The following is a 22,790-nucleotide window of genomic DNA, read 5'->3' on the forward strand; positions in this document are numbered from 1 at the left end:
CCCGGCAGCACCGCTGCCGGGCCTGTGGTGTGTCATAGGTACGACTGCGTCGTGGGTACCGACGCAACCGATCACGGGAGAAGCAGTGGACAAGCCGAAGGTCGTGCTGGGGGTCAGCGGCGGGATCGCCGCGTACAAGGCGTGCGAGCTGCTCCGCCGGCTGACCGAGTCCGGGCACGACGTGCGCGTGGTGCCCACGGCGGCGTCGCTGAACTTCGTCGGCGAGGCCACCTGGGCCGCCCTGTCGGGCAACCCGGCCTCCACCGAGGTGTGGGAATCCGTGCACGAGGTCCCGCACGTACGGATCGGGCAGGGCGCCGACCTCGTCGTCGTCGCCCCGGCCACCGCCGACATGCTGGCCAAGGCCGCCCACGGGCTCGCCGACGACCTGCTCACCAACACGCTGCTCACCGCCCGCTGCCCGGTGGTCTTCGCCCCCGCCATGCACACCGAGATGTGGGAGCACCCCGCCACCCAGGAGAACGTGGCCACGCTGCGCCGGCGCGGCGCCCTCGTCATCGAGCCCGCCGTCGGCCGGCTCACCGGCAAGGACACCGGCAAGGGGCGGCTGCCCGACCCCGAGGAGATCTTCGAGGTGTGCCGCCAGGTCCTGCGTCGGGGCGGCGCGGCCGAGCGGGACCTCGCCGGCCGCCACGTGGTCGTCAGCGCGGGCGGCACGCGGGAGCCGCTCGACCCGGTGCGGTTCCTCGGCAACCGCTCCTCCGGCAAGCAGGGGTACGCCCTCGCCCGCACCGCCGTGGCCCGCGGGGCCCGGGTCACCCTGGTCGCCGCCAACACCGCCCTGGCCGACCCGGCCGGAGTGGACGTCGTACGCGTGGGGACGGCCGTCCAGCTGAGGGAAGCGGTACTCAAGGCGGCCGCCGACGCCGACGCGGTGGTGATGGCGGCGGCGGTGGCCGACTTCCGGCCCGCCGAGTACGCCGGCGGCAAGATCAAGAAGAAGGACGGGCAGGACCCGGCGCCCGTCGCCCTCGTACGCAACCCCGACGTCCTCGCGGAGGTCTCCGCGGACCGGGCCCGCGAGGGACAGGTCGTGGTGGGCTTCGCCGCCGAGACCGACGACGTCCTCGCCAACGGGCGCGCCAAGCTCCGGCGCAAGGGATGTGATCTTCTCGTCGTCAATGAGGTCGGGGAAGCGAAGACCTTCGGTTCGGAGGAGAACGAGGCGGTCGTCCTCGGCTCCGACGGGTCGGAGCTCCAGGTCCCCTACGGTCCCAAGGAGGCGCTGGCCGATGTCATCTGGGATCAGGTCGCCCGCCGACTTCCGGCCCGGCGCGCCCTCGGCTGATCCCTTCTCCTCGACCCGCCGTTGGGTCAGAATGGAGTGCCGCAGCTCACACGGCTCCCATAAGGCGAGACGGGTGGACCGTGGGACTGTGGCAACCGATAAACTGCCTTCGGAACGTGATCGGGCGCAGCCCCTGGTGTGGTTCCGCCAAATACTCAGACAGCAGCCGCTGCAAACCCAGGGAGCGTTGTGTCCCGTCGCCTGTTCACCTCGGAGTCCGTGACCGAGGGCCACCCCGACAAGATCGCTGACCAGATCAGCGACACGATCCTCGACGCGCTCCTCACCGAGGACCCCACCTCGCGCGTCGCGGTGGAGACCCTCATCACCACCGGTCTCGTGCACATCGCGGGCGAGGTGACGACGAAGGCGTACGCCCCGATCGCGCAGCTCGTCCGCGAGAAGATCCTGGAGATCGGCTACGACTCCTCGAAGAAGGGCTTCGACGGCGCCTCCTGCGGCGTGTCCGTCTCCATCGGCGCGCAGTCCCCGGACATCGCGCAGGGCGTCGACACCTCCCACGAGACGCGTGTCGAGGGTGACGAGGACGAGCTCGACAAGCAGGGCGCCGGCGACCAGGGCCTGATGTTCGGCTACGCCTGCGACGAGACCCCCGAGCTGATGCCGCTCCCGATCCACCTGGCGCACCGGCTCTCGCGCCGGCTGTCCGAGGTCCGCAAGAACGGGACCATCCCGTACCTGCGTCCCGACGGCAAGACCCAGGTCACCATCGAGTACGACGGCGACAAGGCCGTCCGCCTCGACACCGTGGTCGTCTCCTCGCAGCACGCCTCGGACATCGACCTGGACTCGCTGCTCGCTCCCGACATCCGCGAGTTCGTCGTCGAGCACGTGCTGGCCCAGCTGATCGAGGACGGCATCAAGCTCGACACCGAGGGCTACCGCCTGCTGGTCAACCCGACCGGCCGCTTCGAGATCGGCGGCCCGATGGGCGACGCCGGCCTCACCGGCCGCAAGATCATCATCGACACCTACGGCGGCATGGCCCGCCACGGTGGCGGCGCCTTCTCCGGCAAGGACCCGTCGAAGGTCGACCGTTCCGCCGCCTACGCCATGCGCTGGGTCGCCAAGAACGTGGTCGCCGCCGGCCTCGCCTCGCGCTGCGAGGTCCAGGTCGCGTACGCCATCGGCAAGGCCGAGCCCGTCGGTCTCTTCGTCGAGACCTTCGGCACCGCCAAGGTCGAGGTCCAGAAGATCGAGGACGCCATCGGCGAGGTCTTCGACCTGCGCCCGGCCGCGATCATCCGCGACCTGGACCTGCTGCGCCCGATCTACGCCCAGACCGCCGCCTACGGCCACTTCGGCCGTGAGCTGCCGGACTTCACCTGGGAGCGCACCGACCGCGTCGAGGCGCTGCGCGCCGCCGCCGGTCTGTAAGCGGCACCGCTCACGACGAACGGCCCCGGACCTCCTGGTCCGGGGCCGTTCGCGTACCCCGCCCCGCCCGCGGAAACGCGGGTGCGGCGGACGACACCGGGCACTATGCTCGCGCGGGCCTCCCGGTGCGAAGGCGACGGATACATCTGGAGCGGGTGAGTCGTCCCCGTGTTGAAGGACCCCCACCGCCGCCGATGAAGATCTCGGGAGCGCCACCGACCCCCGCCGCTGTCAGCGGGGTTTGGTAAGAATGCTGGTGTGAGCAGCTCGAACGATTCCCCGCCGGAGCAGCTCGCGCTGATCCGGGAGATGGTCGCCGAGGCGAAGGCCAAGGCGCCCAAGGCGAAACCGCGCACCTGGCGGGGGGCCGCCGAGGCCGAGGAGCTGCCCGTTGCCCGGGTCCTCGTGAACAAGGGCGTGCTCCACCTCGACCGGCTGTTCGACTACGCCGTCCCCGCCGAGCTCTCCGAGGCCGCCCAGCCCGGCGTCCGCGTCCGGGTCCGTTTCGGGGCCGGTGGGCACCGCGTCCACGGGGGCCGCCGCGAGGGCGGCGGCCTCATCGACGGGTTCATCGTCGAGCGCCGCGCCGACTCCGACTACAACGGGGCCCTGGCCGCCCTCGCCCACGTGGTCTCGCCCGAGGTGGTGCTCGGTCCGGGCATGCTCGCGCTCGCCCGGGCCGTCGCCGACCGGTACGCGGGCAGCCTGGCCGACGTACTCCAGCTCGCGCTGCCCGCGCGCAGCGCCCGGGCCGAGTCCAAGCCCTCCCCGGACCCGCTGCCCCCGCCCGCCGCGCCCGAGCCCGGCGGCTGGCAGAGCTACGGATCCGGTCCCGCGTTCCTGCGCGCCCTCGCCACCGGCGGCGCCCCCCGCGCCGTGTGGACCGCGCTCCCCGGCCCCGGCTGGGCCGACGAGCTCGCCCGGGCCATGGCCGCCACGCTCGCCTCCGGCCGCGGGGCCCTCGCGGTGGTCCCCGACGGCCGGACCGCCGCACGGGTCGACGCCGCCCTGACCGCCCTGCTGGGGGAGGGCCGGCACGCGCTGCTGACCGCCGAGTCCGGTCCCGAGAAGCGCTACCGCCAGTGGCTGGCCGTCAGCCGGGGCTCGGTACGGGCCGTCGTCGGTACCCGTGCCGCGATGTTCGCCCCCGTCAGGGACCTGGGGCTCGTGGCGGTCTGGGACGACGGGGACTCCAGCCACAGCGACGACCGCGCCCCCTTCCCGCACGTCCGGGAGGTGCTCGAACTGCGGGCGGTCAGCGACGGCTGCGGTTTCCTGGTCGGCGGTACGAGCTGCACGGTGGAGGCCGCCCAGCTCGTCGAGTCCGGCTGGGCCCGCCCGCTGGCCGCCGACCGGGAGACGGTACGGGCCCGCGCGCCCCGGATCCGGACCGTGGGCGACGAACTGCTGGCCCGCGACGAGGCGGCCCGGGCCGCGCGACTGCCGAGCCTGGCGTGGGAGACGGTACGGGAGGGGCTCAAGACCGGGCCCGTACTGGTCCAGGTGCCACGGCGGGGCTACGTGCCCCGGCTCGCCTGCGAGCGGTGCCGGACCCCGGCCCGCTGCACCGTCTGCGCCGGGCCGCTGGAGGCCCCCGACGAGCGGGAGCTGCACTGCGGGTGGTGCGGGCGGGGCGAACCGTCCTGGCACTGCGAGGAGTGCGGCTCCTTCCGGCTGCGGGCCCAGGTGGTGGGCGCGCGGCGCACGGCCGAGGAGCTGGGCCGGGCCTTCCCGGCCGTCGCCGTACGGACCTCCGGGCGCGACCACGTCCTCGACGAGGTGCCGGACCGACCCGCGCTGGTGGTGTCCACCCCGGGGGCCGAGCCGGTGGCGGCGGGCGCCGGATACGCGGCGGCGCTGCTGCTGGACGGCTGGGCCATGCTGACCCGGCCCGACCTGCGGGCCGGGGAGGACGCGCTGCGGCGCTGGATCGCGGCGGCCTCCCTGGTACGGGGGGACGGGCAGGTCGTGGTGGTCGCCGAGCCGACGCTGCGGCCGGTGCAGGCGCTGGTGCGGTGGGATCCCGTGGGGCACGCGGTGCGGGAGCTCGCGGAGCGGGCGCAGCTCGGGTTCCCGCCGGTGTCGCGGATGGCGGCGGTCGCCGGGCGCGGGGAGGCCGTGGAGGCCTTCCTGGCCGGGGCGGGGCTGCCGCCGGACGCGGAGGTGCTGGGGCCGGTGCCGATGCCGGGGCGTCGGGGGGAGCGGTCGCCCGGGGAGCGGGCGCTGGTCCGTGTCCCGCCGGGCAGTGGCGCGGCGCTCGCGGCGGCGTTGAAGGCGGCGCAGGCGGCGCGGATGGCACGGGGGGTTCCCGTGGGGGATGCGGTGCGGGTGCGGATCGATCCGCCGGACATCGGCTGACGCGGTGGCTCCCGGGGCCGGTGCCGGTGCCGGTTGCCGGTTGCCGGTTGCCGGTTGCCGGGTGCCTGGTGCGGCGGCCGGTGTGCGGGGCGGGGCGCCGCTGCGCGGAGCTGGTCCCCTACCCGCCCTTCCCCCGTTCCCCGGGCTCCGCCCGGCCCCGCGCCTCAAGCGCCGGCGGGGCTGAAGGCACGGGCCTCCGCCCCGGGCACCGTGTTTCAAGCGCCGGCCGGGCTGAAAGGCATGGGGCTCTGCCCCGGCTCCGCGCCTCAAGCGCCGGCGGGGCTGGGTGCCCCGGGCCCCGATGTGGGTGCTGCGCGCCTGTGCGCTCAAACGCCGTGCGGCAAATCCCAGCCCCGCCGGCGTTTGAGGCGCGGGGTCCGGGGCGGAGCCCCGGGGAACGGTGGAAGGGCGGGTAGGGGAGAGGCTCCCGCAGGGAACGGCCCTGCCGGGGCGGGGAGGGGCGCCGGCAGGGAACGGCTTCGCCGGTGCGGAGAGGCTCCCGCGGGGGACGACCCCGGCGGGGTGGGGAGCAGCGCATGCAGGGGCGACCCAGGCGGGGGCGGGGAGGAGTGCACGCAGGGGGTGACCCCGGTGGGGTGGGGAGGGCGGCCGCACGGGGCGACCCCGGTGGGGTGGGGAGGGTGGTGGCAAGGGGCGACCCCGGCGGGGCGGCCCGTGGGGGTGCTGCGCCGGGGTCGGAGGGGTCGGCCGCGGCCGTCGGGGGTCGGCGTCCCGGCGGTCAGCCGTAGCGGGGCCCGGCGGTACGGGGCCCGGCGGTCAGCCGTGGCGGGGCCCGGCGGTGTGGGGGCCCGGGAGGTGGTCAGCCGTTGCGGGGGCCCGGGAAGGCCGGGGAGCCCTCGCGCAGGGGCTGCGGGGGGACCGAACGGGCGGCCGGGATCGTCGGGAGCGGCCCCAGCGTCCGGGTGGTCGTCCCCTCGGCCAGCGGCTCCGCGGCGGCGGCGTCCGCGCTCTGCGCGCGCCTCGCGCCGTAGCGGCGGTGCACGGCCTGCTTGGTGACGCCGAGCGCCGAGCCGACCGCGTCCCACGAGAAGCCGAGCGAGCGGTCGAAGTCCACCGCGGCGGTGACCAGCGTCTCGACGCTGTCCCGCAGCTCCTGCGCGAGGCGGACGGTGGGTGCGGGCGCCCGGCCGTAGACGACGAATCCCGTGGAGGGGCCGGAGCGGCGCGGGCGGTACACATTGCCGAGCTGGGCGGTGAGCGTACGCAGAGCATCCACCTGGCGGCGAACCCGCTCGATGTCCCGCACCAGCAGGTGCAGGCTGGCCCGGGCTTGGGCGTCGTGGGTGGCGTGGTCGGCCATGAAGAAGCCTCTCGAACCGGTGCTGAAGGGCGGATCGGGCCGCAGACGCCGTTCGCGGAGCGGCCCGTACTGGTCAATCTCCTTTGACCAACGCGCCACCCGTCGACCAGGTCACGCTGTGGGGGCGTGTCGGCATATGCGAGAGGCGCGCGCATGTACGTACGCCCCCCGTCGCGTGGTAGTTTCGACACGCCCTGTAAGGGGTCGGTTCGGGCTGGACCGCAGCCTTCCGGCTGGAAGCTCGCCGCGCGAGCGGGGGGTGGAGTCACAGACTGGTGCGCTGCTGGCAGCCCTCGTGGCCGCCTACGGACAAGCTCCAGAAATGAGGTATGACCCCAGTGAAGCTGGTCTTCGCAGGCACTCCTGAGGTCGCCGTGCCGGCCCTCGACGCTTTGATCGCCTCCGGGCGTCACGAGGTCGCCGCCGTCATCACCCGCCCCGACGCCCCGGCCGGCCGCGGCCGCCGGCTCGTCGCCAGCCCCGTCGCCGAGCGCGCCGAAGAGGCCGGGATCGAGGTCCTCAAGCCCGCCCGGCCGCGCGACCCCGACTTCCAGGCCCGGCTGCGCGAGATCGACCCGGACTGCTGCCCGGTCGTCGCCTACGGGGCGCTGATCCCCAAGAGCGCCCTGGACATCCCCAAGCACGGGTGGGTCAACCTGCACTTCTCCCTGCTGCCGGCCTGGCGCGGAGCCGCGCCCGTGCAGCACTCGATCATGGCGGGGGACCAGGTCACCGGCGCTTCCACCTTCCTCATCGAGGAGGGGCTGGACTCCGGCCCGGTCTACGGGATCCTCACCGAGGAGATCCGACCGACCGACACCAGCGGCGATCTGCTGACCCGCCTGGCCTTCGCCGGCTCCGGGCTGCTGGCCGCCACCATGGACGGCATCGAGGACGGCACCCTGCGCGCCGTCGACCAGCCCGCCGACGGGATCTCCCTCGCCCCGAAGATCACCGTGGAGGACGCCAGGATCGACTGGACGGCCCCCGCGATGCGCGCCGACCGCGTGGTGCGCGGCTGCACCCCGGCGCCGGGCGCGTGGACCGTGTTCCGCGGGGAGCGCCTCAAGGTGATCTCGCTGGGCCTGGTGCCCGACCGCACCGACCTGGAGCCCGGCGCCCTGGCCCCGGCCAAGAACAACGTCCACGTCGGTACCGGCTCGCACGCCGTGGAGCTGCTGTGGGTGCAGCCCCAGGGCAAGAAGCCGATGCGCGGCGCCGACTGGGCGCGCGGGGTGCGGATCGCGCCCGGCGAGCGCGTCGGCGGGCCCGACGTAGGCTGAATCCAGCCGAACGCGGCTGAACGTGGCTGAACCCGGTCGGAATCGGCAGGGTTTCGGTCGAACCACTCCAGCAACTCGTAAATCCGGAGCACCTTTCACGTGAGCGAACAGCCCCGTCGTCGTCCCGCCGCAGGCGCGGGTGGCAAGCAGAACAAGCAGGCCAAGCCCTACCGGCGGCCCCAGAAGGACCCGGTGCGGATGCTGGCCTTCGAGGTGCTGCGGGCGGTGGACGAACGCGACGCGTACGCGAACCTCGTGCTGCCGCCGCTGCTCCGCAAGGCCCGCCAGGACGAGAACTTCCAGGCGCGGGACGCGGCGCTGGCCACCGAGCTCGTGTACGGGACGCTGCGCCGGCAGGGCACCTACGACGCCGTGATCAAGGCCTGCATCGACCGCCCGCTGCGGGAGGTCGACCCGCCGGTCCTGGACGTGCTCTCCCTCGGCGCGCACCAGCTGCTGGGCACCCGCATCCCCACGCACGCGGCCGTGTCGGCCAGTGTCGAGCTGGCGCGGGTGGTGCTGGGCGACGGCCGGGCGAAGTTCGTCAACGCGGTGCTGCGGAAGATCGCCGCGCACGACCTGGAGGGGTGGCTGGAGATCGTCGCCCCGCCGTACGACGAGGACGCCGAGGAACACCTCGCGATCTACCACTCGCACCCGCGCTGGGTCGTCAGCGCGCTGTGGGACTCCCTGGGCGGCGGCCGCGCCGGGATCGAGGACCTCCTCGAAGCCGACAACGAGCGGCCCGAGGTGACGCTGGTCGCACGCCCCGGCCGGTCCACGCCGGAGGAGCTGCTGGAGGCGCTCGGCGAGGACTCCGCGCTGCCGGGGCGCTGGTCCCCGTACGCGGTGCGGATGGCCGAGGGCGGTGAGCCGGGCGCGCTGGACGCCGTGCGCGACGGGCGCGCCGGTGTCCAGGACGAGGGCAGCCAGCTCGTGGCGATGGCCCTGGCGGCGGTACCGGTCGAGGGCCGTGACGAGCGCTGGCTCGACGGCTGCGCGGGTCCCGGCGGCAAGGCGGCGCTGCTCGCGGCGCTGGCCGCGCGGCGCGGGGCCTTCCTGCTGGCCTCCGAGAAGCAGCCGCACCGGGCGCGGCTGGTCGAGAAGGCCCTCGCGGGCAATCCGGGGCCCTACCAGGTGATCGCCGCCGACGGCACCCGGCCCGCGTGGCTGCCGGGCTCCTTCGACCGGGTGCTGATGGACGTGCCGTGCAGCGGCCTGGGCGCGCTGCGCCGCCGCCCGGAGGCCCGCTGGCGCCGGCGGCCGCAGGACCTGGAGGGCTTCGCGCCGCTCCAGCGGGCGCTGCTGCGCGAGGCGCTGTCCGCGGTGCGCGTCGGCGGAGTGGTCGGCTACGCGACGTGCTCCCCGCACCTGGCGGAGACCCGGATCGTGGTGGACGACGTACTGCAGGGCCGGGGCGCGGGCGCCTCGCCGGTCGCCGCCGAACTCATCGACGCGCGCCCGTTCATGGAGGGCGTCCCGGGCCTGGGCGACGGCCCGGACGTCCAGCTGTGGCCGCACCTGCACGGCACGGACGCGATGTACCTGGCGCTGCTGCGCCGCACCGCCTGAGGGCCCGTCCGCACCTGACGCGATGTCCCCCCGCCCCTGGCCGGCGGGGGCCGGCAGGGGCGCCCGGGCCGTCTCTCGTCGATCTTGTCCGGCCGCGCCGGTCGGGCAGGATCCGCGAGAGAGGGCCGGGTTTCGGGGTCGTGGCCGGAACCGCGCGGTGGCATGGCAGGCTTGGGGCATGGCCGCCCAGATTTTTCCCAGCATCCTGTCCGCCGACTTCGCCCGGCTCGCCGAGGAGGCGAAGGCCGTCGAGGGAGCCGACTGGCTGCATGTCGACGTCATGGACAACCACTTCGTCCCCAACCTCACCCTCGGCGTACCGGTCGTCGAATCCCTGAGCCGGGCCACGGACACCCCGCTCGACCTCCACCTGATGATCGAGAACCCGGACCGCTGGGCCCCGCAGTACGTGGAGGCCGGCGCCGGCTCGGTGACCTTCCACGCCGAGGCCGCGGCCGCGCCCGTACGGCTCGCGCGGGAGATCCGGGCCAAGGGCGCGCGCGCCTCCATGGCGCTCAAGCCCGCGACGCCGATCGAGCAGTACGAGGACATCCTCCCCGAGCTCGACATGCTGCTGATCATGACGGTCGAGCCGGGCTTCGGCGGCCAGCCCTTTCTGGACATCATGCTGCCCAAGATCCGCCGCACCCGTGAGCTGATCTCCAAGCACGGCCTGGAGATCTGGCTCCAGGTCGACGGCGGGGTCTCGGCCTCGACCATCGAGCGCTGCGCCGAGGCCGGCGCCGACGTCTTCGTGGCGGGCAGCGCGGTGTACGGAGCGGTCGACCCGGCAGCCGCCGTGCGCACGCTGCGTGAGCAGGCGGGTGCGGCCATCGCGGCGGCGCCGTGGGCTTGCGACCACTGAGGAGAAGGCTTGGTGGACGGCTCGGTGAACGGGAGCTGTCCAGGCTGATCAACGGCCGTCGGATCTGACAGGATGAACGACGAGTCGAGAGTGTGAACAGCAGTGAGGAGAACGCGGTGTCTGCAACTTCGGCGGGACGGTCAGCCCTGCGGATGGGACCCGCGGAGCTGGTGCAGGCTGCGGCCATGGCGCGACGCTTCTACCTGGAGGGCAAGTCCAAGATCCAGATCGCCGAGGAGTTCGGCGTGAGCCGCTTCAAGGTGGCCCGGGTCCTGGAGACCGCCCTCGAACGCGATCTCGTACGCATCGAGATCCGCGTTCCCGCCGAACTGGACGCGGAGCGCTCCGACGCGCTCCGCGCCCGGTACGGACTGCGGCACGCGGTGGTCGTGGAGTCCCCGGCCGACGCGACCGAGGACGCCCCCGACCCGGAGAACCTGGGCGCCGTCGCCGCTGACCTGCTCGGCGAGCTCGTCAACGAGGGCGACGTGCTCGGCCTGGCCTGGGGGCGCTCGACCATCCACATGGCCGCCTCCCTGCACCGGCTGCCCCCGTGCACCGTGGTCCAGCTGACCGGCGTGTACGACGCCGGGACCGCGGAGCGCGGTTCGGTGGAGGCCGTACGACGGGCCGCGCAGGTCTCCGGCGGGGACGCGCACCCCATCTACGCGCCGATGCTGCTGCCCGATCCGGCGACCGCGGCGGCGCTGCGGAGCCAGACCGGGATCGCGCGCGCCTTCGAATACTTCGACAAGGTGACGGTCGCGGCCGTCTCCATCGGCTCCTGGGAGCCCGGCATCTCCACCGTCCACGACATGCTCACTGACGAGGAGCGGGCGCACTACGCCTCGCTCGGCGTCGCGGCCGAGATGTCGGCGCACCTGTTCGACTCCGAGGGGCGGCGGGTCGGCCGGGACCTCGGCGAGCGGTGCATCACCGTGGAGGCCGACCGGCTGCGGCGGATCCCCGAGGTCGTGGCGATCGCGGGCGGGCTGCGCAAGGCCTCGGCGATCGGGGCGGTGCTGCGTTCGGGCCTGGTGACCAGCCTGGTCACGGACACGGCCGTCGCCGACTACCTGCTGACCGAGTCGGCGCCGGGGCTCCGGCCGGCGCTGGAGCGGGCCGACCCGGACGACTGACCGGTGCGGGTGCTGGGGCGGATGGTGCCGTAATCGAGATGCGAACGGCGGGCCGTGGCGTGGCTCACTGGGCGCATACTGGTTCCGATGACCAAATCAGCAGTACCTCGCCGTCATTTGCCGTCCAGCCCGTTCAAGGCGCCCGAGGAGCAGCCCATCCGGCAGTTCTCGGTCGGCGACCGGGTTTCCCACGACGAGCACGGCCTCGGCCGTGTCGTCGGAATCGAGGAGGGGATCGCTGTTCTCGTCGACTTCGGATCGGTCCAGAAGCGTGTTCTGAGCCCTTACACCAAGATGTCCGCCCTCTGAGGCCATCGGACGATTCGCGAGCGAATCGGATATTTGGCACGATCGGCGCATGATCCTTCGGAACGCGCCCCGATCGTTCCTGCGGCTGCTGGGGGCCTTGTTCCTCGGCGCCGCGCTGGTCGGCGGCACGGTGGGCTGCGGCGGTCCGAACGCCGCGCCCGCCGCCGTCACCGGCAGTGCCGCACCCGCGCCGTCGTGGGCGAAGGGGATGGCGACCGTACGGGCCGACGCGCTGCCGCGGCAGGCCCGGGACGTGCTCGTGCTCATCGACAAGGGCGGGCCGTACCCCTACCGCCAGGACGGCACGGTCTTCGGTAACTTCGAGAAGGCATTGCCGAAGCAGAAGCGCGGTTACTACCACGAGTTCACGGTCAAGACGCCGGGGGAGCCGGACAGGGGCGCCCGGCGGATCGTGACGGGTCAGGGCGGCGAGTTCTACTACACAGACGATCACTACGACACATTCAAGGCGGTTCTCCGATGAGCCCGATCTCACCCCTGTCCCCGTCCACCTCCCTGGAGCCGCTGCCGCTGACCCCGGCGCTCGACGCCGCGGCGAAGGCCGGCTGGACGGTCATGGAGCTGGACCTCGACGGGGTGCGCGGCAAGGCCGCGCTGATGAGTCGCTGCGAGGCGGCCCTGGAGCTGCCGGAGTGGTTCGGCGGGAACTGGGACGCGCTGGCCGACGTGCTGCGCGACCTCTCGTGGCTGCCGCAGGCACCGGGGCGGCTGGTGACGGTGACGTCCTGGCGCGGCTGCGCCGAGGCGGACCCCGGTGACTGGGCGAAGTTCGTGGAGATCCTGGAGGGGGCGGTGGAGTTCTGGCAGCACGCCGAGCCCGAGGACGGGGCCGCGGCCGTGCCGCTCACCGTGCTCCTCGCCGAAGGCGTGCCGCCCCAGACCCCGCGGCTGCCCCCTCGGCGCTACAAGTTCATGCGCTGAGGCGGTCGGCCGGCAGGGCCCGGGGCGGAGAAGACCGGACCTTTCAGCCCTTGGGGATCCACGGCGGGGTCTGGCCCCAGGACCAGACCGGGATCTTGGCCGCGTCCACCGGGGGCGGGTTCGGGCCCGAGTAGATCAGGGCCATCCGGGTGCCCCACTCGATGTAGTAGGCGAACACCCCGCGGAACTCCGGGTCCGTGGGGAGGCCGACCTCGTCGGCCGTGTCCATCAGCAGGTCCACCCAGCGGCGGCGCTGCTTCTCGGTGATGGCGCGGCCCAGGTGCTTGGTGGCCATGTGCTGGTGGCCGCCGTGGTGGGCGGTGTACTCCGCCGGGCCGCCGAAGACCTCCGACAGCCAGACGGCGACGTGCTGGGGGTGCTCGGAGTCCATGCCCGCGAAGACCGGGGCCAGGATCTCGTCGTGCAGGGCGTGCGCGTAGAAGGCGTCCGTGAGGCGCTTCATCGCCTCCGCTCCGCCCATCCACTCGTAGATGGTGGGTGTCGACGGTGTGGTGCTCATGACTGTCCGGCGGCCTTTCCGGTACCCGCGACATCGGTCACCGTGTAGTGCTGCATTTCCTCGATCGCCGTCACGTACGGCCGGATCGCGCTGAAGAACGCCGGGAAGTGCTCGCCCTTGCGGAAGCCGTTCAGGTGGGCGTCGACCGAGGTCCAGCGGATGCGCAGGATGTAGCGCTCCTTCTCCTCCTCGCACCGGGCGAGTTCGTAGTCGACGCACTCGGGTGCGGCGGCCAGGGCCTCGGCCGCCCTCGCGTACGAGGTTTCGAAGGCCTGCTGATCGTCCAAGGCGATCCGGTAGCGGATGTATTCGACGGTCGTGGTCATGGTGCGTGCCTCTCCCTCGTTGTCGGTCCGGGCCAGCCTTACGCGATCATGGGCGGTTGTGGGGTGATTTCGTCATTCCCGGTCGGACTTCCTGGAGTCGGTGTCGCCGGGGTCGCCCGCACCGGTGACGTCCGGGCCCTGGGCTCGGACCTGCTGCACCTTGTCCAGCGACTCGCGCAGCTCGGAGAGCCACTCGTCGGTGTTGCGCCCGACCAGGCGGACGCACCAGGCCAGCGCGTCGGCCCGGCTGCGGGCCACGCCGCCCGCGACCAGGGTGTCGAGGACCTGGCGCTCGGACTGGCGCAGCCGGGTCATGACGGGCACGGCCAGGTGCGTGAAGAGGGCCGTCTCCTCACCGGACCGCACACCCCAGGCCACCTTGCGGCGGTAGAGCTCCTCGGCCTCGCGCGCAACCTCGATGCGCTGCTCGCGGGTGCGCTCGCGGAACTCCCTGACCGATTCGTTCGCCGGGACGGTGCCGACGACCGTGATTTCCTCGCGGTCGACCGTGACCGACACGAGGGACTCGTACACGTCCACCGGCAGGCGCTCGGCGAACCACGCGCGGAGCTTTTCGCTCTGTTCGGCTGTAATCATGTAATCAACGTTGCGTCGGGCGGCTCCTTGATCGCAAGGGGGTGACCGTTCGCTCTCAGCCCATCGAGCGGTAGCGGTGGATGAGGGAGACCGCCATCGCGCCCTCGCCCACGCCCGAGGCGACCCGCTTCACCGAGTGGGCCCGTACGTCGCCGGCCGCGAAGACACCGGGGACGCTTGTCTCCAGCGGGTAGGGGGCGCGTTCCAGGCTCCATTCGGCCGGGAGCTCGCCGCCGTTCGCGATCAGGTCGGAGCCGGTGAGGACGAAGCCGTACTCGTCCCGTTCGACGACCCCCGAGAGCCACTCGGTGTGCGGGCGGGCGCCGATGAAGGTGAACATGAAGCGCGCCGGGATCTCGGTGTCCGTGCCCGCGTCCGCGTCGTGGAGGGTGATGCGCTCCAGGTGTTCCCCTCCGTCCAGCCGGACCACCGTGGTGCGGACCCTGACCTCGATGTTCGGCGTGCGGTCGATCTCGTCGATCAGGTAGCGGGACATGCTCGCGTCCAGCGAGGCCGCGCGCACCAGGATCGTCACCCGCGCCGCGTACTTGGCGAAGTGCACCGCCGCCTGGCCCGCCGAGTTGGCCCCGCCCACGATGAACACGTGCTGGGAGATGCACGCCGAACTCTCGGTGGTGGCCGCGCCGTAGTACAGGCCGGCCCCCTCGAAGCGGTCCGCGCCCGGGGCCTCCAGGCGGTTGTACGAGACGCCGGTCGCGAGGAGGACCGTCTCCGCGCTGATCTCCGTACCGTCCGCCAGGGTGAGGATCTTCGCCGGGTCGTCGCGGGTCAGCGAGACCACCTCCACCGGGTGCAGGATCTCCGCGCCGAAGCGGGAGGCCTGGATGGTGGCGCGGCGGGTCAGGTCCCCGCCGGAGAGGCCCGACGGGAAACCGAGGTAGTTCTCGATCAGGCTGGAGGTGCCGGCCTGGCCGCCCGGGGCGCGGGAGTCCAGCATCAGGGTCGACAGGCCCTCCGAGGCGGAGTAGACCCCGGCCGCCAGCCCGGCGGGCCCCGCACCGACGATGACGCACTCGTAGTGCGGGCGGGAGGCGGTGGTGGCCAGCCCCAGCCGCTGGGCGAGCTCGGTGTCGCCGGGCGCGGAGAGCACCGACCCGTCCGGGAAGCGGACCAGGGGCAGCGCCCCGCCCGGCTGGGCGGCGATCAGGGTCAGCGCCTCGGGGTCCCGCTCGACGTTGAGGAAGCGGAACGGCTGCCCGTTGCGGGTGAAGAAGTCCCGGACGGCGTGGGTGCCGGGGGAGACCAGGTGGCCGGCGACGATGATCCCGTCGTACGCCGGGCGGTAGGTGGCCAGCCAGTCCGACAGCAGGTCGTCCAGGACCGGGAACAGCCGCTCGTGCGGCGGGTCCCACGGCTTGAGCAGGTAGTAGTCCAGCCGGACCCGGTTGATGGCGGTGATCGCCGCGTCGGTCTCCGCGTACGCCGTCAGCAGCACCCGGCGGGCGTCCGGGAACCGGCTGACCGCCTCCAGGAGGAACTCCACCCCGGTGACGTCGGGCATCCGCTGGTCGACGAGGAAGAGGGCCGGGTCGTGGCCCCGCTCGTCCAGCGAGTCCAGGATCTTCAGGGCGTCGGCCGCCGAGGATGCGCCGAGCACCCGGTAGCGGTCTCCGTAGGCGCTGCGCAGGTCGCGGCGGACGGCGCGCAGCACCTGCGGATCGTCGTCCACGGCCAGGATGACCGGCTTCCTGTTCTCGGCGCGCTCGGCAGGGGCGGCGGCGTCGGAGGGGACGGCCGCGGCGCTCTCCGGGGCCGCGCTCACGCCGGGTCCAGCATCAGCTTGTCGGCGTAGCACCAGGCCCAGTCCTCGCCCGGCTCGTGCGAGGCGGCGATGGGGTGCTCGGTGACCCGGTAGTGGCGGGTGGCGTGACGGTTCTTCGAGGAGTCGCAGCAGCCCACGTGCCCGCAGCTCAGGCACATCCGCAGGTGCACCCAGCCGTCACCGGAGGCGAGGCACTCCTCGCAGCCCTCGGTGCCCGGTTTCACCGGACGTATCCGGTCGAGGTGTGTGCACAACAGGTCCATCGCCATCGTCCCCGTCCCTCTCGTCGCGTCCTCGCGCCGGTGTCCCGTGCATTCCGTGATTGACGGCGCGTCCAGACCATAGGGCGCGGCCCTCGGAATGGTTCAGCGATTCGGCCGAAGTCAGGTAGTCCTGGAGCGACTTCATGACCTCCGGGAGCGACTTCCTGAAGTGCCGCGATGACCATGGCCGCTACCTCACCAAGTCGCACGCCGACGCTTTGACGCATGCCCCGGGCGCGGCCAGTGTGGTGGACGCCAACGACAACAGGCGGCGCCTGGAGGAATTCGTGAGCAGAAAGATTCTGGTCATTGTCTCCGAACACGGTTACTGGGCCGAGGAACTGATAGGCCCCGTATCGAAGTTCGACGAGCGGGGCTACGAGGTCGTATTCGCCACGCCGACCGGAAAGCGTGCGCACGCTCTTCCGCCGAGCCTCGACGCGAACTACATCGACCCCCCGCTGGGCCGCTCGGTCACCACCGAGGAGAACGCCCGGCTGGGCCGCGAGTTCGAGCAGTCCAGCCGGCTGGACTCCCCGCTCGACATCGAGGCGTGGGTCCCCGAGCGCCCGTACACGAGCGACGAGGGCTACCTGCGGAAGCTGGAGCAGTACCACCGCGATCTGGACAAGCTCGACGCCGACATCGCCGGATACGACGCCATCCTCATCGTCGGCGGCAGCGGTCCCATCGCCGACCTCGCCAACAACGAGCGCGTGCACGCCCTGATCCTGGCCTTCGAGAAGGCCGGCAAGGTCGTCGCCGCCGAGTGCTACGGAGTCGCCTGCCTGGCCTTCGCCCGGGACTGGAGCGACCGCAGGAGCATCATCCGGGGCAAGCACGTGACCGGTCACTGCAAGGAGTACGACTACAAGGACGGCACCGGGTTCCTCGGCACCGACTTCAACATGGGCCCGCCGCCGTACCCGCTGGAGTACATCCTGCGCGATGCCACCGGCCCGCGCGGCGCGTACCACGGCAATTTCGGAAAGCCGGTTTCCGTGATCGTCGACTTCCCGTTCGTCACCGGCCGTTCGACCCCCGACTCGTATCTCACGGGGCAGAAGATCGTGGAAGTCCTGGAGGACGGTCTCATCCGGTACGGCTGGTGATTTCAGGGGGAGTCCGATGAATGCCGAAGCCAATCCGGCACGTCCGGGACGGGAAAGGCTGATCGAGCAGTTCAAGGCCGACGGCCTGAATGTGATGTTCGGAAATCCGGGAACGGTGGAACAGGGATTCCTCGACGCGGTCGACGCGGCGGAGGACTTCACCTACGTCCTCGCCCTCCAGGAGACCGTGGCCGCCGGCATCGCCGACGGATACGCCCGGGCCACCGGCGGCGCGGCCCTGCTCCAGCTGCACTCCGGGGTCGGGCTGGGCAACGGCATCGGCATGCTCTACCAGTCGCTGCGCGGCCACACCCCGCTCGTCGTGGTCGCCGGTGACGCCGGGGTCCGCTACGACGCCATGGACGCGCAGATGGCCTCCGACCTGGTGGCCATGGCGAAGCCGGTGACCAAGTACGCGACCCGGGTCACCGACCCCCGGTCCGTACTGCGCACCATCCGGCGGGCCGTGAAGATCGCGCTCACCCCGCCCCGCGGGCCCGTGTTCGTGGCGCTGCCGATGGACGTGCTGGACGAGCTCAACTCCGAGCCCGTGCTGCCCGCCACGGTGCCGCTCACGGACGTGGCCCCCTCGCCGGCCTCGGTGGGGCGGGCGGCCGAGCTGCTCGCCCCCGCCGAGCGGCCGGTCCTCCTCGTCGGCGACGGGGTCGCGCTCTCCGGGGCCCAGCGCGAACTCGCGGCCGTCGCCGAACTGCTGGGCGCGGACGTGTACGAGGTCGACTCCTCCGAGGTCAACATCGCGGCCTCGCACCCGCTGCGGCGCGGCCAGACGGGCCACATGTTCGGCCCGCACAGCAAGGAGCTGATCGGGGACGCCGACGGGGTCCTCATCGTCGGCACCTATGTCTTCCCGGAGGTGTTCCCCGAACTGGAGAGCCCCTTCCGGGAGGGCGCGAAGATCGTCCACATCGACCTCAACGCCTACGAGATCGCCAAGAACCACCCGGTGGACCTGGGCCTGGCCGCCGACCCCCGGCAGGCCCTGCGCGCCCTGGCCGGCGTACTGGAGCGACGGCTCACCCCGCAGCAGCGGGCCGCCGCGGCCGCCCGGCTCGACGTACGCACCCGGGAACGGGTCCGTGCCGTGCGCGCCCAGGCGGAGGCGGACGACGGCACGCCGATCACCGTCTTCCTGAAGACCCTCGCCGAGCGCACCGGCGGGGACCTGATCGTCTTCGACGAGGCGCTGACCACCTCCCCGCTGGTCACCCGGTACCTGCCCGCGGAACGCCCGGGCGACTACCACCTCACCCGGGGCGGTTCGCTGGGCGTCGGCTTCCCGGGGGCGGTCGGCGCGAAGCTGGCCCGGCCCGAGCGGCTCGTCGTGGGCTTCGCCGGCGACGGCGGGTCGATGTACACGTACCAGGCGCTGTGGACGGCGGTCCGGCACGGCATCGACGCCAAGTTCGTGGTCTGCAACAACCGCAAGTACCGGCTCCTGGACGACAACATCGCCCAGTACTGGCGGGAGCGGGACATCCCGGAGCACGGTTTCCCCGGCTCCTTCGACCTCTCCCACCCCGAGATCGACTTCGCCGGGCTGGCCCGGTCCCTCGGCGCCGGCGGCATGCGGGTGGAGAAGCCGGACGAGGCGGCGGCCGCCGTGAACCGGATGCTGGCCCACCCCGGACCGTTCCTCGTGGACATCCAGATCTGAGCCGTGCCGAGCGACACACCCAACCGGACAGGAGGAGACCGCATGCCCGCCGAGCGGCAGTTGACCGAGGACGCGATCCGCAGGTTCGCCGAGGACTGGTACGTGGCGCTGGACCGGCACGTGCCGGCGGACCAGGTGCTCGCCCTGATCACCGAGGACCTGGAGTTCAAGGTCCCCGAGGACACCTTCCTCGGCCACCAGGGCTTCGGCCGCTGGTACGAGGCCGTGACCAACCGGTTCTTCGACGAGGTGCACACCGTCACCAAGGTGGAGCCGGTCATCGAGGGCGACCGGGCGATCGTCCGGGTCCTCGTCAACTGGCAGGCCAAGGTCTGGGACCCGCCGGCCGCCCGCAGCGAGTGGCTCGGCTTCGACGCCGACCAGACCTGGACGGTGGTGGCCGGTCCGAACGGACCGCTGATCAAGCAGTACACCGTCAACGACCTGGCCCCGATGCCCGGTTCCGGCTCCCTCTGACCGCCGGCGAAGGAGAAGCGACGATGACCGAAGTGACGCGGGAGCGGGTCCGGGAGGCCTACGCCGCCCTCGGCTCCGGCGACCGGGCGCGCATCCTGGAGTACTACTCCGAGGACCTGCGCTGGCTGGTGCCGGGCAACCACCCGCTGGCCGGGTGGTACGAGAGCCTCGACGCCTTCCTGGAACTGATGGGCCAGACCCACAAGCTCACGGGCGGCACCTTCCGGATGGACCTGGAGGCGGTCCTCGTCGGCGAGGACTGCAGCGCCGACGTGTGCCGCAACGTCGCCCTGCGGGACGGCGCGGACGCCGCGAGCACGTCGCCGTACGAGCGGATGGACTACCCGGTCTTCCACTTCATGAAGTGGCGGGACGGCCGGATCGTCGAGGGCCGCGACGGGCTCTTCGGCGACACGGCGGCCGCCTTCAGCCGGTTCTGGGCGCCCTTCGCGCCGGACGGCACCCGACGGGACCGATAGGGGGACGAGCGAAGCCATGGAACCGCGAGAGATCCTCACGAAGTACTACCAGTACGCCAACGCCGGGGACTGGGACCGCTGGTGCGACCTGTTCGCCGACGACCAGGTCATGGACGAGCAGCTCGCCGGGCACATCGAGGGCCTGGAGGTGCTGCGCTCGATGATGAAGGGCATGGGCACCATGTACCGGGTCTTCCGGAACGAGCCCGTGCACTTCATCGTCGACGGCGGCGGGGAGAAGGCCGCGGCCGTCTCGCACCTGACGGCGGTCAGCGCCTCGGGCGAGGCCATCGAGGCCGAGGTCATGAACTTCTTCCGGATCGTGGACGGAAAGATCGCCTACATGGCGAACTTCCACGACACGGCCCCCTTCCAGGTCCTGAGCCAGGACTGAGGGGGACCCGTGAGCGCCGAAGAATACGACTACATCGTCGTGGGATCCGGCACCGCCGGCAGCGTGCTGGCGAACCGGCTCTCCGAGGACCCGGACGTCTCCGTCCTCGTCCTGGAGGCGGGCGGCTCCCGGATCCCGCCCGAGGTGGACGACCCGTCGTCCTGGTACAAGCTGCTCGGCGGGCCCGTCGACTGGGGCTACACCAGCACCCCGCAGCCCGGCCTCGACGGCCGCCGCACCTACGAGCCGCGCGGCAAGGCCCCGGGGGGCAGCAGCAACCTCTACATCATGATGCACATCCGCGGCCACGCCTCGGACTTCGACAACTGGGCCTACCAGGGCGCGGCGGGCTGGGCGTACGAGGACGTGCTCCCCTACTTCGCCCTCCTGGAGGGCCAGGAGGACGCCACCGCCGCCACCACCGGCACCCGGGGCCCGCAGCGCATCACCAACGCCGGGCGGCACGCCCCCAACCCGGTCTCCCGCGCCTTCATCGACGCGGCCGTGGAGCTCGGCCACCAGGAGATCGCCGACTTCAACACCGACGGTCCCCGCCGCGGCCTCTTCGGCACCGGCTGGCACCACATCGACGTGGCCGACGGCCGCCGCCAGGGCACCCTCGCCGCGTACCTGGAGCCCGCGCTCGACCGCTCCAACCTGACCCTGCGCACCAGCGCGCAGAGCACCCGGCTGCTCTTCGACGGGGACACCTGTACGGGCGTCGAGTACGTGCAGCTCCAGGCCCCGGCGGAGTTCCCCGGCCGGACGGTGGCGGACGGCCACAGCGGCGCCGCCGAGCCCGGGCCGCACACCGCCCGGGCCCGCCGGGAGGTGATCGTGGCCGCCGGGGCGATCGAGTCCCCGAAGCTGCTGCTGCTCTCCGGCATCGGTCACCCCGAGCAGCTGCGCGAGCACGGCATCGAGGTCACCGCGGCCCTGCCCGGGGTCGGCGAGAACTTCCACAACCACGTGCTGACCGGGCTGATGGCCGAGGTCACCCAGGAACTCCCGCCGCCGACGCAGAATCTGTCGGAGAGCGCTCTGTTCCTGTCCTCCCGGCCCGGACTGCCCGCGCCGGACCTCCAGATCGCCTTCGTGCACGTCCCGTTCGACGTGATCGTCGGCCAGGACCACCCGAACACCGTGTCCATCCTGCCGGGTGTCGTACGCCCGGTCTCGCGCGGCTGGATCAGGCTGGCGAGCGCGGACCCGCTGGCCCACCCGCTGATCAACCCGAACTACCTGGGCGACCGGTGGGACCTGGAGCGGATGGTGCAGGGCGTCAAGATCGCCCGGGAACTCTTCGCGACCTCGGCCTTCTCGCCCTGGTACAAGCAGGAACTCCAGCCCGGCCCGGCCTACCTGAGCGACTCCGAGCTGCGCACCTTCGTCAAGCAGAAGTCGGAGAGCTACCACCACCAGGCCGGCTCCTGCCGCATGGGCATCGACGACCTCTCCGTGGTCGACCCCGAGCTGCGGGTCCACGGCGTACGGAACCTGCGCGTCGTCGACGCGAGCGTGATGCCCGCCGTTCCGTCGGGCAACTGCCACACCGCCATCGCGATGATCGCCGAGCGCGCGGCGGACTTCCTGAAGGGGGCCTCCCGTGCCTGACGCCGTCCTGCGCGAGGGCGCGCTGACCGGGACCCGGATCGCGGTCCTGGTCGAGAGCGACTTCTACGAGCCGGAGATCTTCTACTACCAGCGCCGCTTCGCGGAGGAGGGCGCCGAGGTCGACTTCCTGACCCGGCTGTGGGGCAACGACTCCATCACCTTCTCCGGGCACGAGTACCGGGCGCCGTTCACCGCCGACAAGTCCCTGGAGGGGCTGAGCGACGAGGACCTGCGCCGGTACGCGGCGATCATCGTGCCCTCGGGCATGGTCGCCGACCGGCTGCGCTACACCGAGGACGTGGACGTCCTCGCGCCCGCCACGGAGCTGCTGCGCCGGGCCTTCGAGGAGCCCACGGTCCTCAAGGGGATCATCTGTCACGGCATGTGGCTGGCCTCCTCGATCCCGGGCAAGATCCGCGGCCGCAAGGTGGTCTGCCACAACAACCTCATCGGTGACGTCCGCAACATGGGCGGCGAGTACGTGGACGAGGACGTGGTCGTCGACGGCGACCTCGTCACCGGCCGCACCGGCGCCCACCACCACCTCTTCGCCCGCCGGATCATCGAGCTGATCTCGGCCGGGCGGGGCGGCCGGGGCGCCGCCTGATGGCCGGGCTGCGCTGGTCGCACGTGGGCCTGAACTGCCTGGACCAGAAGACCACCGAGGAGTTCTACACCCGGTACTTCGGATTCTCCCGGGCCCGTGTGGTGAACCTGGGCGACTCCGAGATCGTGTTCCTGCGCAAGGGGGACGCGTACCTGGAGCTCTTCGCGGCCGGCGCCAACGAACCGGCGCGCACCGCGCACGACGACGGGCCCCAGGCCCCCGGCAGGATGCGCCACCTGGCCTTCCAGACCGACAGCGTCGACGCCTTCCTCGCCGAGATCGGGGACGCGGCCGACGTGACGCTCGGCCCGCTGGACTTCGACGACTTCATCTGCGGCTGGCGCACCGTATGGCTCCGCGACCCCGACGGCGTGATCGTCGAGGTCAGCCAGGGATACGAGGACGACCGCTCTCACGACGGCTCTCACGACAAGGACGGTGCATGAC

At 72.4% G+C, this 22,790-nt stretch carries 24 protein-coding genes; 18 read left to right on the forward strand and 6 right to left on the reverse strand.

Features of this window, described 5'->3' with window-relative positions:
• Positions 1-85: 85 nt before the first annotated feature.
• From coaBC to ACIQ5Y_RS07610, 3 genes are all read left to right on the forward strand, one after another.
• Positions 86-1,309, forward strand: a complete 1,224-nt coding sequence (gene coaBC / locus ACIQ5Y_RS07600) for a bifunctional phosphopantothenoylcysteine decarboxylase/phosphopantothenate--cysteine ligase CoaBC (RefSeq protein WP_403876195.1) — start codon at positions 86-88, stop codon at positions 1,307-1,309.
• A gap of 189 nt (positions 1,310-1,498) precedes the next feature.
• Positions 1,499-2,707, forward strand: a complete 1,209-nt coding sequence (metK, locus tag ACIQ5Y_RS07605; RefSeq protein ID WP_384754001.1) for a methionine adenosyltransferase — start codon at positions 1,499-1,501, stop codon at positions 2,705-2,707.
• 258 nt (positions 2,708-2,965) lie between these two features.
• Positions 2,966-5,065 carry a primosomal protein N' gene (locus ACIQ5Y_RS07610; protein WP_403876198.1) on the forward strand — a complete coding sequence of 700 codons (2,100 nt, stop codon included), beginning with the start codon at positions 2,966-2,968 and terminating at the stop codon, positions 5,063-5,065.
• Between the two features lie 820 nt (positions 5,066-5,885).
• Here the strand turns inward: ACIQ5Y_RS07610 and ACIQ5Y_RS07615 are convergent.
• Positions 5,886-6,386: a hypothetical protein gene (locus tag ACIQ5Y_RS07615; protein ID WP_403876201.1), complete on the reverse strand. Its 501-nt coding sequence runs from the start codon at positions 6,384-6,386 to the stop codon at positions 5,886-5,888.
• 338 nt (positions 6,387-6,724) lie between these two features.
• On the opposite strand from ACIQ5Y_RS07615, the gene fmt reads away from it, so the two are divergent.
• The 7 genes from fmt (at position 6,725) to ACIQ5Y_RS07650 (ending at position 12,496) form a co-directional block, all read left to right on the forward strand.
• Entirely contained in the window at positions 6,725-7,669 is a 945-nt protein-coding gene (gene fmt / locus ACIQ5Y_RS07620) for a methionyl-tRNA formyltransferase (RefSeq protein WP_403876549.1), read from the forward strand.
• Between the two features lie 99 nt (positions 7,670-7,768).
• The gene (locus ACIQ5Y_RS07625) at positions 7,769-9,241 is read left to right on the forward strand and encodes an RsmB/NOP family class I SAM-dependent RNA methyltransferase (RefSeq protein ID WP_403876204.1); all 1,473 of its coding nucleotides are present in this window, start codon (positions 7,769-7,771) and stop codon (positions 9,239-9,241) included.
• Positions 9,242-9,419: 178 nt separating this feature from the next.
• A complete protein-coding gene (rpe, locus tag ACIQ5Y_RS07630; RefSeq protein ID WP_376657676.1) occupies positions 9,420-10,106 on the forward strand; it encodes a ribulose-phosphate 3-epimerase in 687 nt (228 codons plus the stop codon).
• A 92-nt stretch (positions 10,107-10,198) separates the two neighbouring features.
• On the forward strand, positions 10,199-11,245 hold the full coding sequence (locus tag ACIQ5Y_RS07635) for a sugar-binding transcriptional regulator (RefSeq protein ID WP_384586010.1): 1,047 nt from the start codon (positions 10,199-10,201) through the stop codon (positions 11,243-11,245).
• Between the two features lie 87 nt (positions 11,246-11,332).
• On the forward strand, positions 11,333-11,554 hold the full coding sequence (locus tag ACIQ5Y_RS07640) for a CarD family transcriptional regulator (RefSeq protein WP_384746843.1): 222 nt from the start codon (positions 11,333-11,335) through the stop codon (positions 11,552-11,554).
• 49 nt (positions 11,555-11,603) lie between these two features.
• The gene (locus ACIQ5Y_RS07645; RefSeq protein WP_403876209.1) at positions 11,604-12,038 is read left to right on the forward strand and encodes a ribonuclease domain-containing protein; all 435 of its coding nucleotides are present in this window, start codon (positions 11,604-11,606) and stop codon (positions 12,036-12,038) included.
• The gene (locus ACIQ5Y_RS07650) at positions 12,035-12,496 is read left to right on the forward strand and encodes a barstar family protein (RefSeq protein WP_403876212.1); all 462 of its coding nucleotides are present in this window, start codon (positions 12,035-12,037) and stop codon (positions 12,494-12,496) included. The genes ACIQ5Y_RS07645 and ACIQ5Y_RS07650 overlap by 4 nt, the downstream gene beginning before the upstream one ends.
• Before the next feature lie 43 nt (positions 12,497-12,539).
• On the opposite strand, the gene ACIQ5Y_RS07655 is transcribed toward ACIQ5Y_RS07650, so the two are convergent.
• The 5 genes from ACIQ5Y_RS07655 to ACIQ5Y_RS07675 all read right to left on the reverse strand — a co-directional run bounded on the left by ACIQ5Y_RS07655 (position 12,540) and on the right by ACIQ5Y_RS07675 (position 15,991).
• Positions 12,540-13,016: a group II truncated hemoglobin gene (locus ACIQ5Y_RS07655; RefSeq protein WP_403876215.1), complete on the reverse strand. Its 477-nt coding sequence runs from the start codon at positions 13,014-13,016 to the stop codon at positions 12,540-12,542.
• Positions 13,013-13,342, reverse strand: a complete 330-nt coding sequence (locus ACIQ5Y_RS07660; RefSeq protein ID WP_403876218.1) for a putative quinol monooxygenase — start codon at positions 13,340-13,342, stop codon at positions 13,013-13,015. Before ACIQ5Y_RS07660 ends, ACIQ5Y_RS07655 begins: the two co-directional genes overlap by 4 nt.
• 72 nt (positions 13,343-13,414) lie before the next feature.
• Entirely contained in the window at positions 13,415-13,939 is a 525-nt protein-coding gene (locus ACIQ5Y_RS07665) for a hypothetical protein (protein WP_403876220.1), read from the reverse strand.
• Positions 13,940-13,994: 55 nt separating this feature from the next.
• Entirely contained in the window at positions 13,995-15,722 is a 1,728-nt protein-coding gene (locus ACIQ5Y_RS07670; protein WP_403876223.1) for an FAD-dependent oxidoreductase, read from the reverse strand.
• Positions 15,719-15,991, reverse strand: a complete 273-nt coding sequence (locus tag ACIQ5Y_RS07675) for a UBP-type zinc finger domain-containing protein (protein ID WP_384746850.1) — start codon at positions 15,989-15,991, stop codon at positions 15,719-15,721. The genes ACIQ5Y_RS07670 and ACIQ5Y_RS07675 overlap by 4 nt, the downstream gene beginning before the upstream one ends.
• Positions 15,992-16,272: 281 nt before the next feature.
• Here ACIQ5Y_RS07675 and ACIQ5Y_RS07680 point away from each other — a divergent pair, with 281 nt between their 5' ends.
• The 8 genes from ACIQ5Y_RS07680 to ACIQ5Y_RS07715 are packed head-to-tail and all read left to right on the forward strand — an operon-like array spanning position 16,273 to position 22,789.
• The gene (locus ACIQ5Y_RS07680) at positions 16,273-17,097 is read left to right on the forward strand and encodes a type 1 glutamine amidotransferase domain-containing protein (RefSeq protein WP_403876552.1); all 825 of its coding nucleotides are present in this window, start codon (positions 16,273-16,275) and stop codon (positions 17,095-17,097) included.
• A gap of 16 nt (positions 17,098-17,113) precedes the next feature.
• A complete protein-coding gene (locus ACIQ5Y_RS07685) occupies positions 17,114-18,772 on the forward strand; it encodes a thiamine pyrophosphate-binding protein (RefSeq protein WP_403876226.1) in 1,659 nt (552 codons plus the stop codon).
• A gap of 42 nt (positions 18,773-18,814) precedes the next feature.
• Positions 18,815-19,249 carry a nuclear transport factor 2 family protein gene (locus tag ACIQ5Y_RS07690; RefSeq protein ID WP_403876229.1) on the forward strand — a complete coding sequence of 145 codons (435 nt, stop codon included), beginning with the start codon at positions 18,815-18,817 and terminating at the stop codon, positions 19,247-19,249.
• Between the two features lie 23 nt (positions 19,250-19,272).
• Positions 19,273-19,728, forward strand: a complete 456-nt coding sequence (locus ACIQ5Y_RS07695; protein WP_403876232.1) for a nuclear transport factor 2 family protein — start codon at positions 19,273-19,275, stop codon at positions 19,726-19,728.
• Between the two features lie 16 nt (positions 19,729-19,744).
• Complete coding sequence (locus ACIQ5Y_RS07700; protein WP_403876235.1) at positions 19,745-20,122, forward strand: nuclear transport factor 2 family protein; 378 nt, start codon at positions 19,745-19,747, stop codon at positions 20,120-20,122.
• Between the two features lie 9 nt (positions 20,123-20,131).
• Positions 20,132-21,736 carry a GMC family oxidoreductase gene (locus ACIQ5Y_RS07705; protein WP_403876238.1) on the forward strand — a complete coding sequence of 535 codons (1,605 nt, stop codon included), beginning with the start codon at positions 20,132-20,134 and terminating at the stop codon, positions 21,734-21,736.
• Entirely contained in the window at positions 21,729-22,343 is a 615-nt protein-coding gene (locus tag ACIQ5Y_RS07710; RefSeq protein WP_403876241.1) for a DJ-1/PfpI family protein, read from the forward strand. Before ACIQ5Y_RS07705 ends, ACIQ5Y_RS07710 begins: the two co-directional genes overlap by 8 nt.
• A complete protein-coding gene (locus ACIQ5Y_RS07715; protein ID WP_403876244.1) occupies positions 22,343-22,789 on the forward strand; it encodes a VOC family protein in 447 nt (148 codons plus the stop codon). Before ACIQ5Y_RS07710 ends, ACIQ5Y_RS07715 begins: the two co-directional genes overlap by 1 nt.
• Position 22,790 lies beyond the last annotated feature (1 nt).

Source organism: Streptomyces sp. NPDC096339 (assembly GCF_044762985.1).
Classification (GTDB): Bacteria; Actinomycetota; Actinomycetes; order Streptomycetales; family Streptomycetaceae; genus Streptomyces.

Excerpts from the sequence above, each read along its gene's own strand:
- ACIQ5Y_RS07640 (WP_384746843.1), top strand. The coding sequence starts at position 11,333 with ATGACCAAATCAGCAGTACCTCGCCGTCATTTGCCGTCCAGCCCGTTC.
- ACIQ5Y_RS07645 (WP_403876209.1), top strand. The coding sequence starts at position 11,604 with ATGATCCTTCGGAACGCGCCCCGATCGTTCCTGCGGCTGCTGGGGGCC.
- ACIQ5Y_RS07665 (WP_403876220.1), bottom strand. The coding sequence starts at position 13,939 with ATGATTACAGCCGAACAGAGCGAAAAGCTCCGCGCGTGGTTCGCCGAG.
- ACIQ5Y_RS07615 (WP_403876201.1), bottom strand. The coding sequence starts at position 6,386 with ATGGCCGACCACGCCACCCACGACGCCCAAGCCCGGGCCAGCCTGCAC.
- ACIQ5Y_RS07690 (WP_403876229.1), top strand. The coding sequence starts at position 18,815 with ATGCCCGCCGAGCGGCAGTTGACCGAGGACGCGATCCGCAGGTTCGCC.
- ACIQ5Y_RS07715 (WP_403876244.1), top strand. The coding sequence starts at position 22,343 with ATGGCCGGGCTGCGCTGGTCGCACGTGGGCCTGAACTGCCTGGACCAG.
- ACIQ5Y_RS07700 (WP_403876235.1), top strand. The coding sequence starts at position 19,745 with ATGGAACCGCGAGAGATCCTCACGAAGTACTACCAGTACGCCAACGCC.
- ACIQ5Y_RS07685 (WP_403876226.1), top strand. The coding sequence starts at position 17,114 with ATGAATGCCGAAGCCAATCCGGCACGTCCGGGACGGGAAAGGCTGATC.
- ACIQ5Y_RS07660 (WP_403876218.1), bottom strand. The coding sequence starts at position 13,342 with ATGACCACGACCGTCGAATACATCCGCTACCGGATCGCCTTGGACGAT.
- ACIQ5Y_RS07675 (WP_384746850.1), bottom strand. The coding sequence starts at position 15,991 with ATGGCGATGGACCTGTTGTGCACACACCTCGACCGGATACGTCCGGTG.
- rpe (WP_376657676.1), top strand. The coding sequence starts at position 9,420 with ATGGCCGCCCAGATTTTTCCCAGCATCCTGTCCGCCGACTTCGCCCGG.
- ACIQ5Y_RS07695 (WP_403876232.1), top strand. The coding sequence starts at position 19,273 with ATGACCGAAGTGACGCGGGAGCGGGTCCGGGAGGCCTACGCCGCCCTC.
- ACIQ5Y_RS07655 (WP_403876215.1), bottom strand. The coding sequence starts at position 13,016 with ATGAGCACCACACCGTCGACACCCACCATCTACGAGTGGATGGGCGGA.
- ACIQ5Y_RS07650 (WP_403876212.1), top strand. The coding sequence starts at position 12,035 with ATGAGCCCGATCTCACCCCTGTCCCCGTCCACCTCCCTGGAGCCGCTG.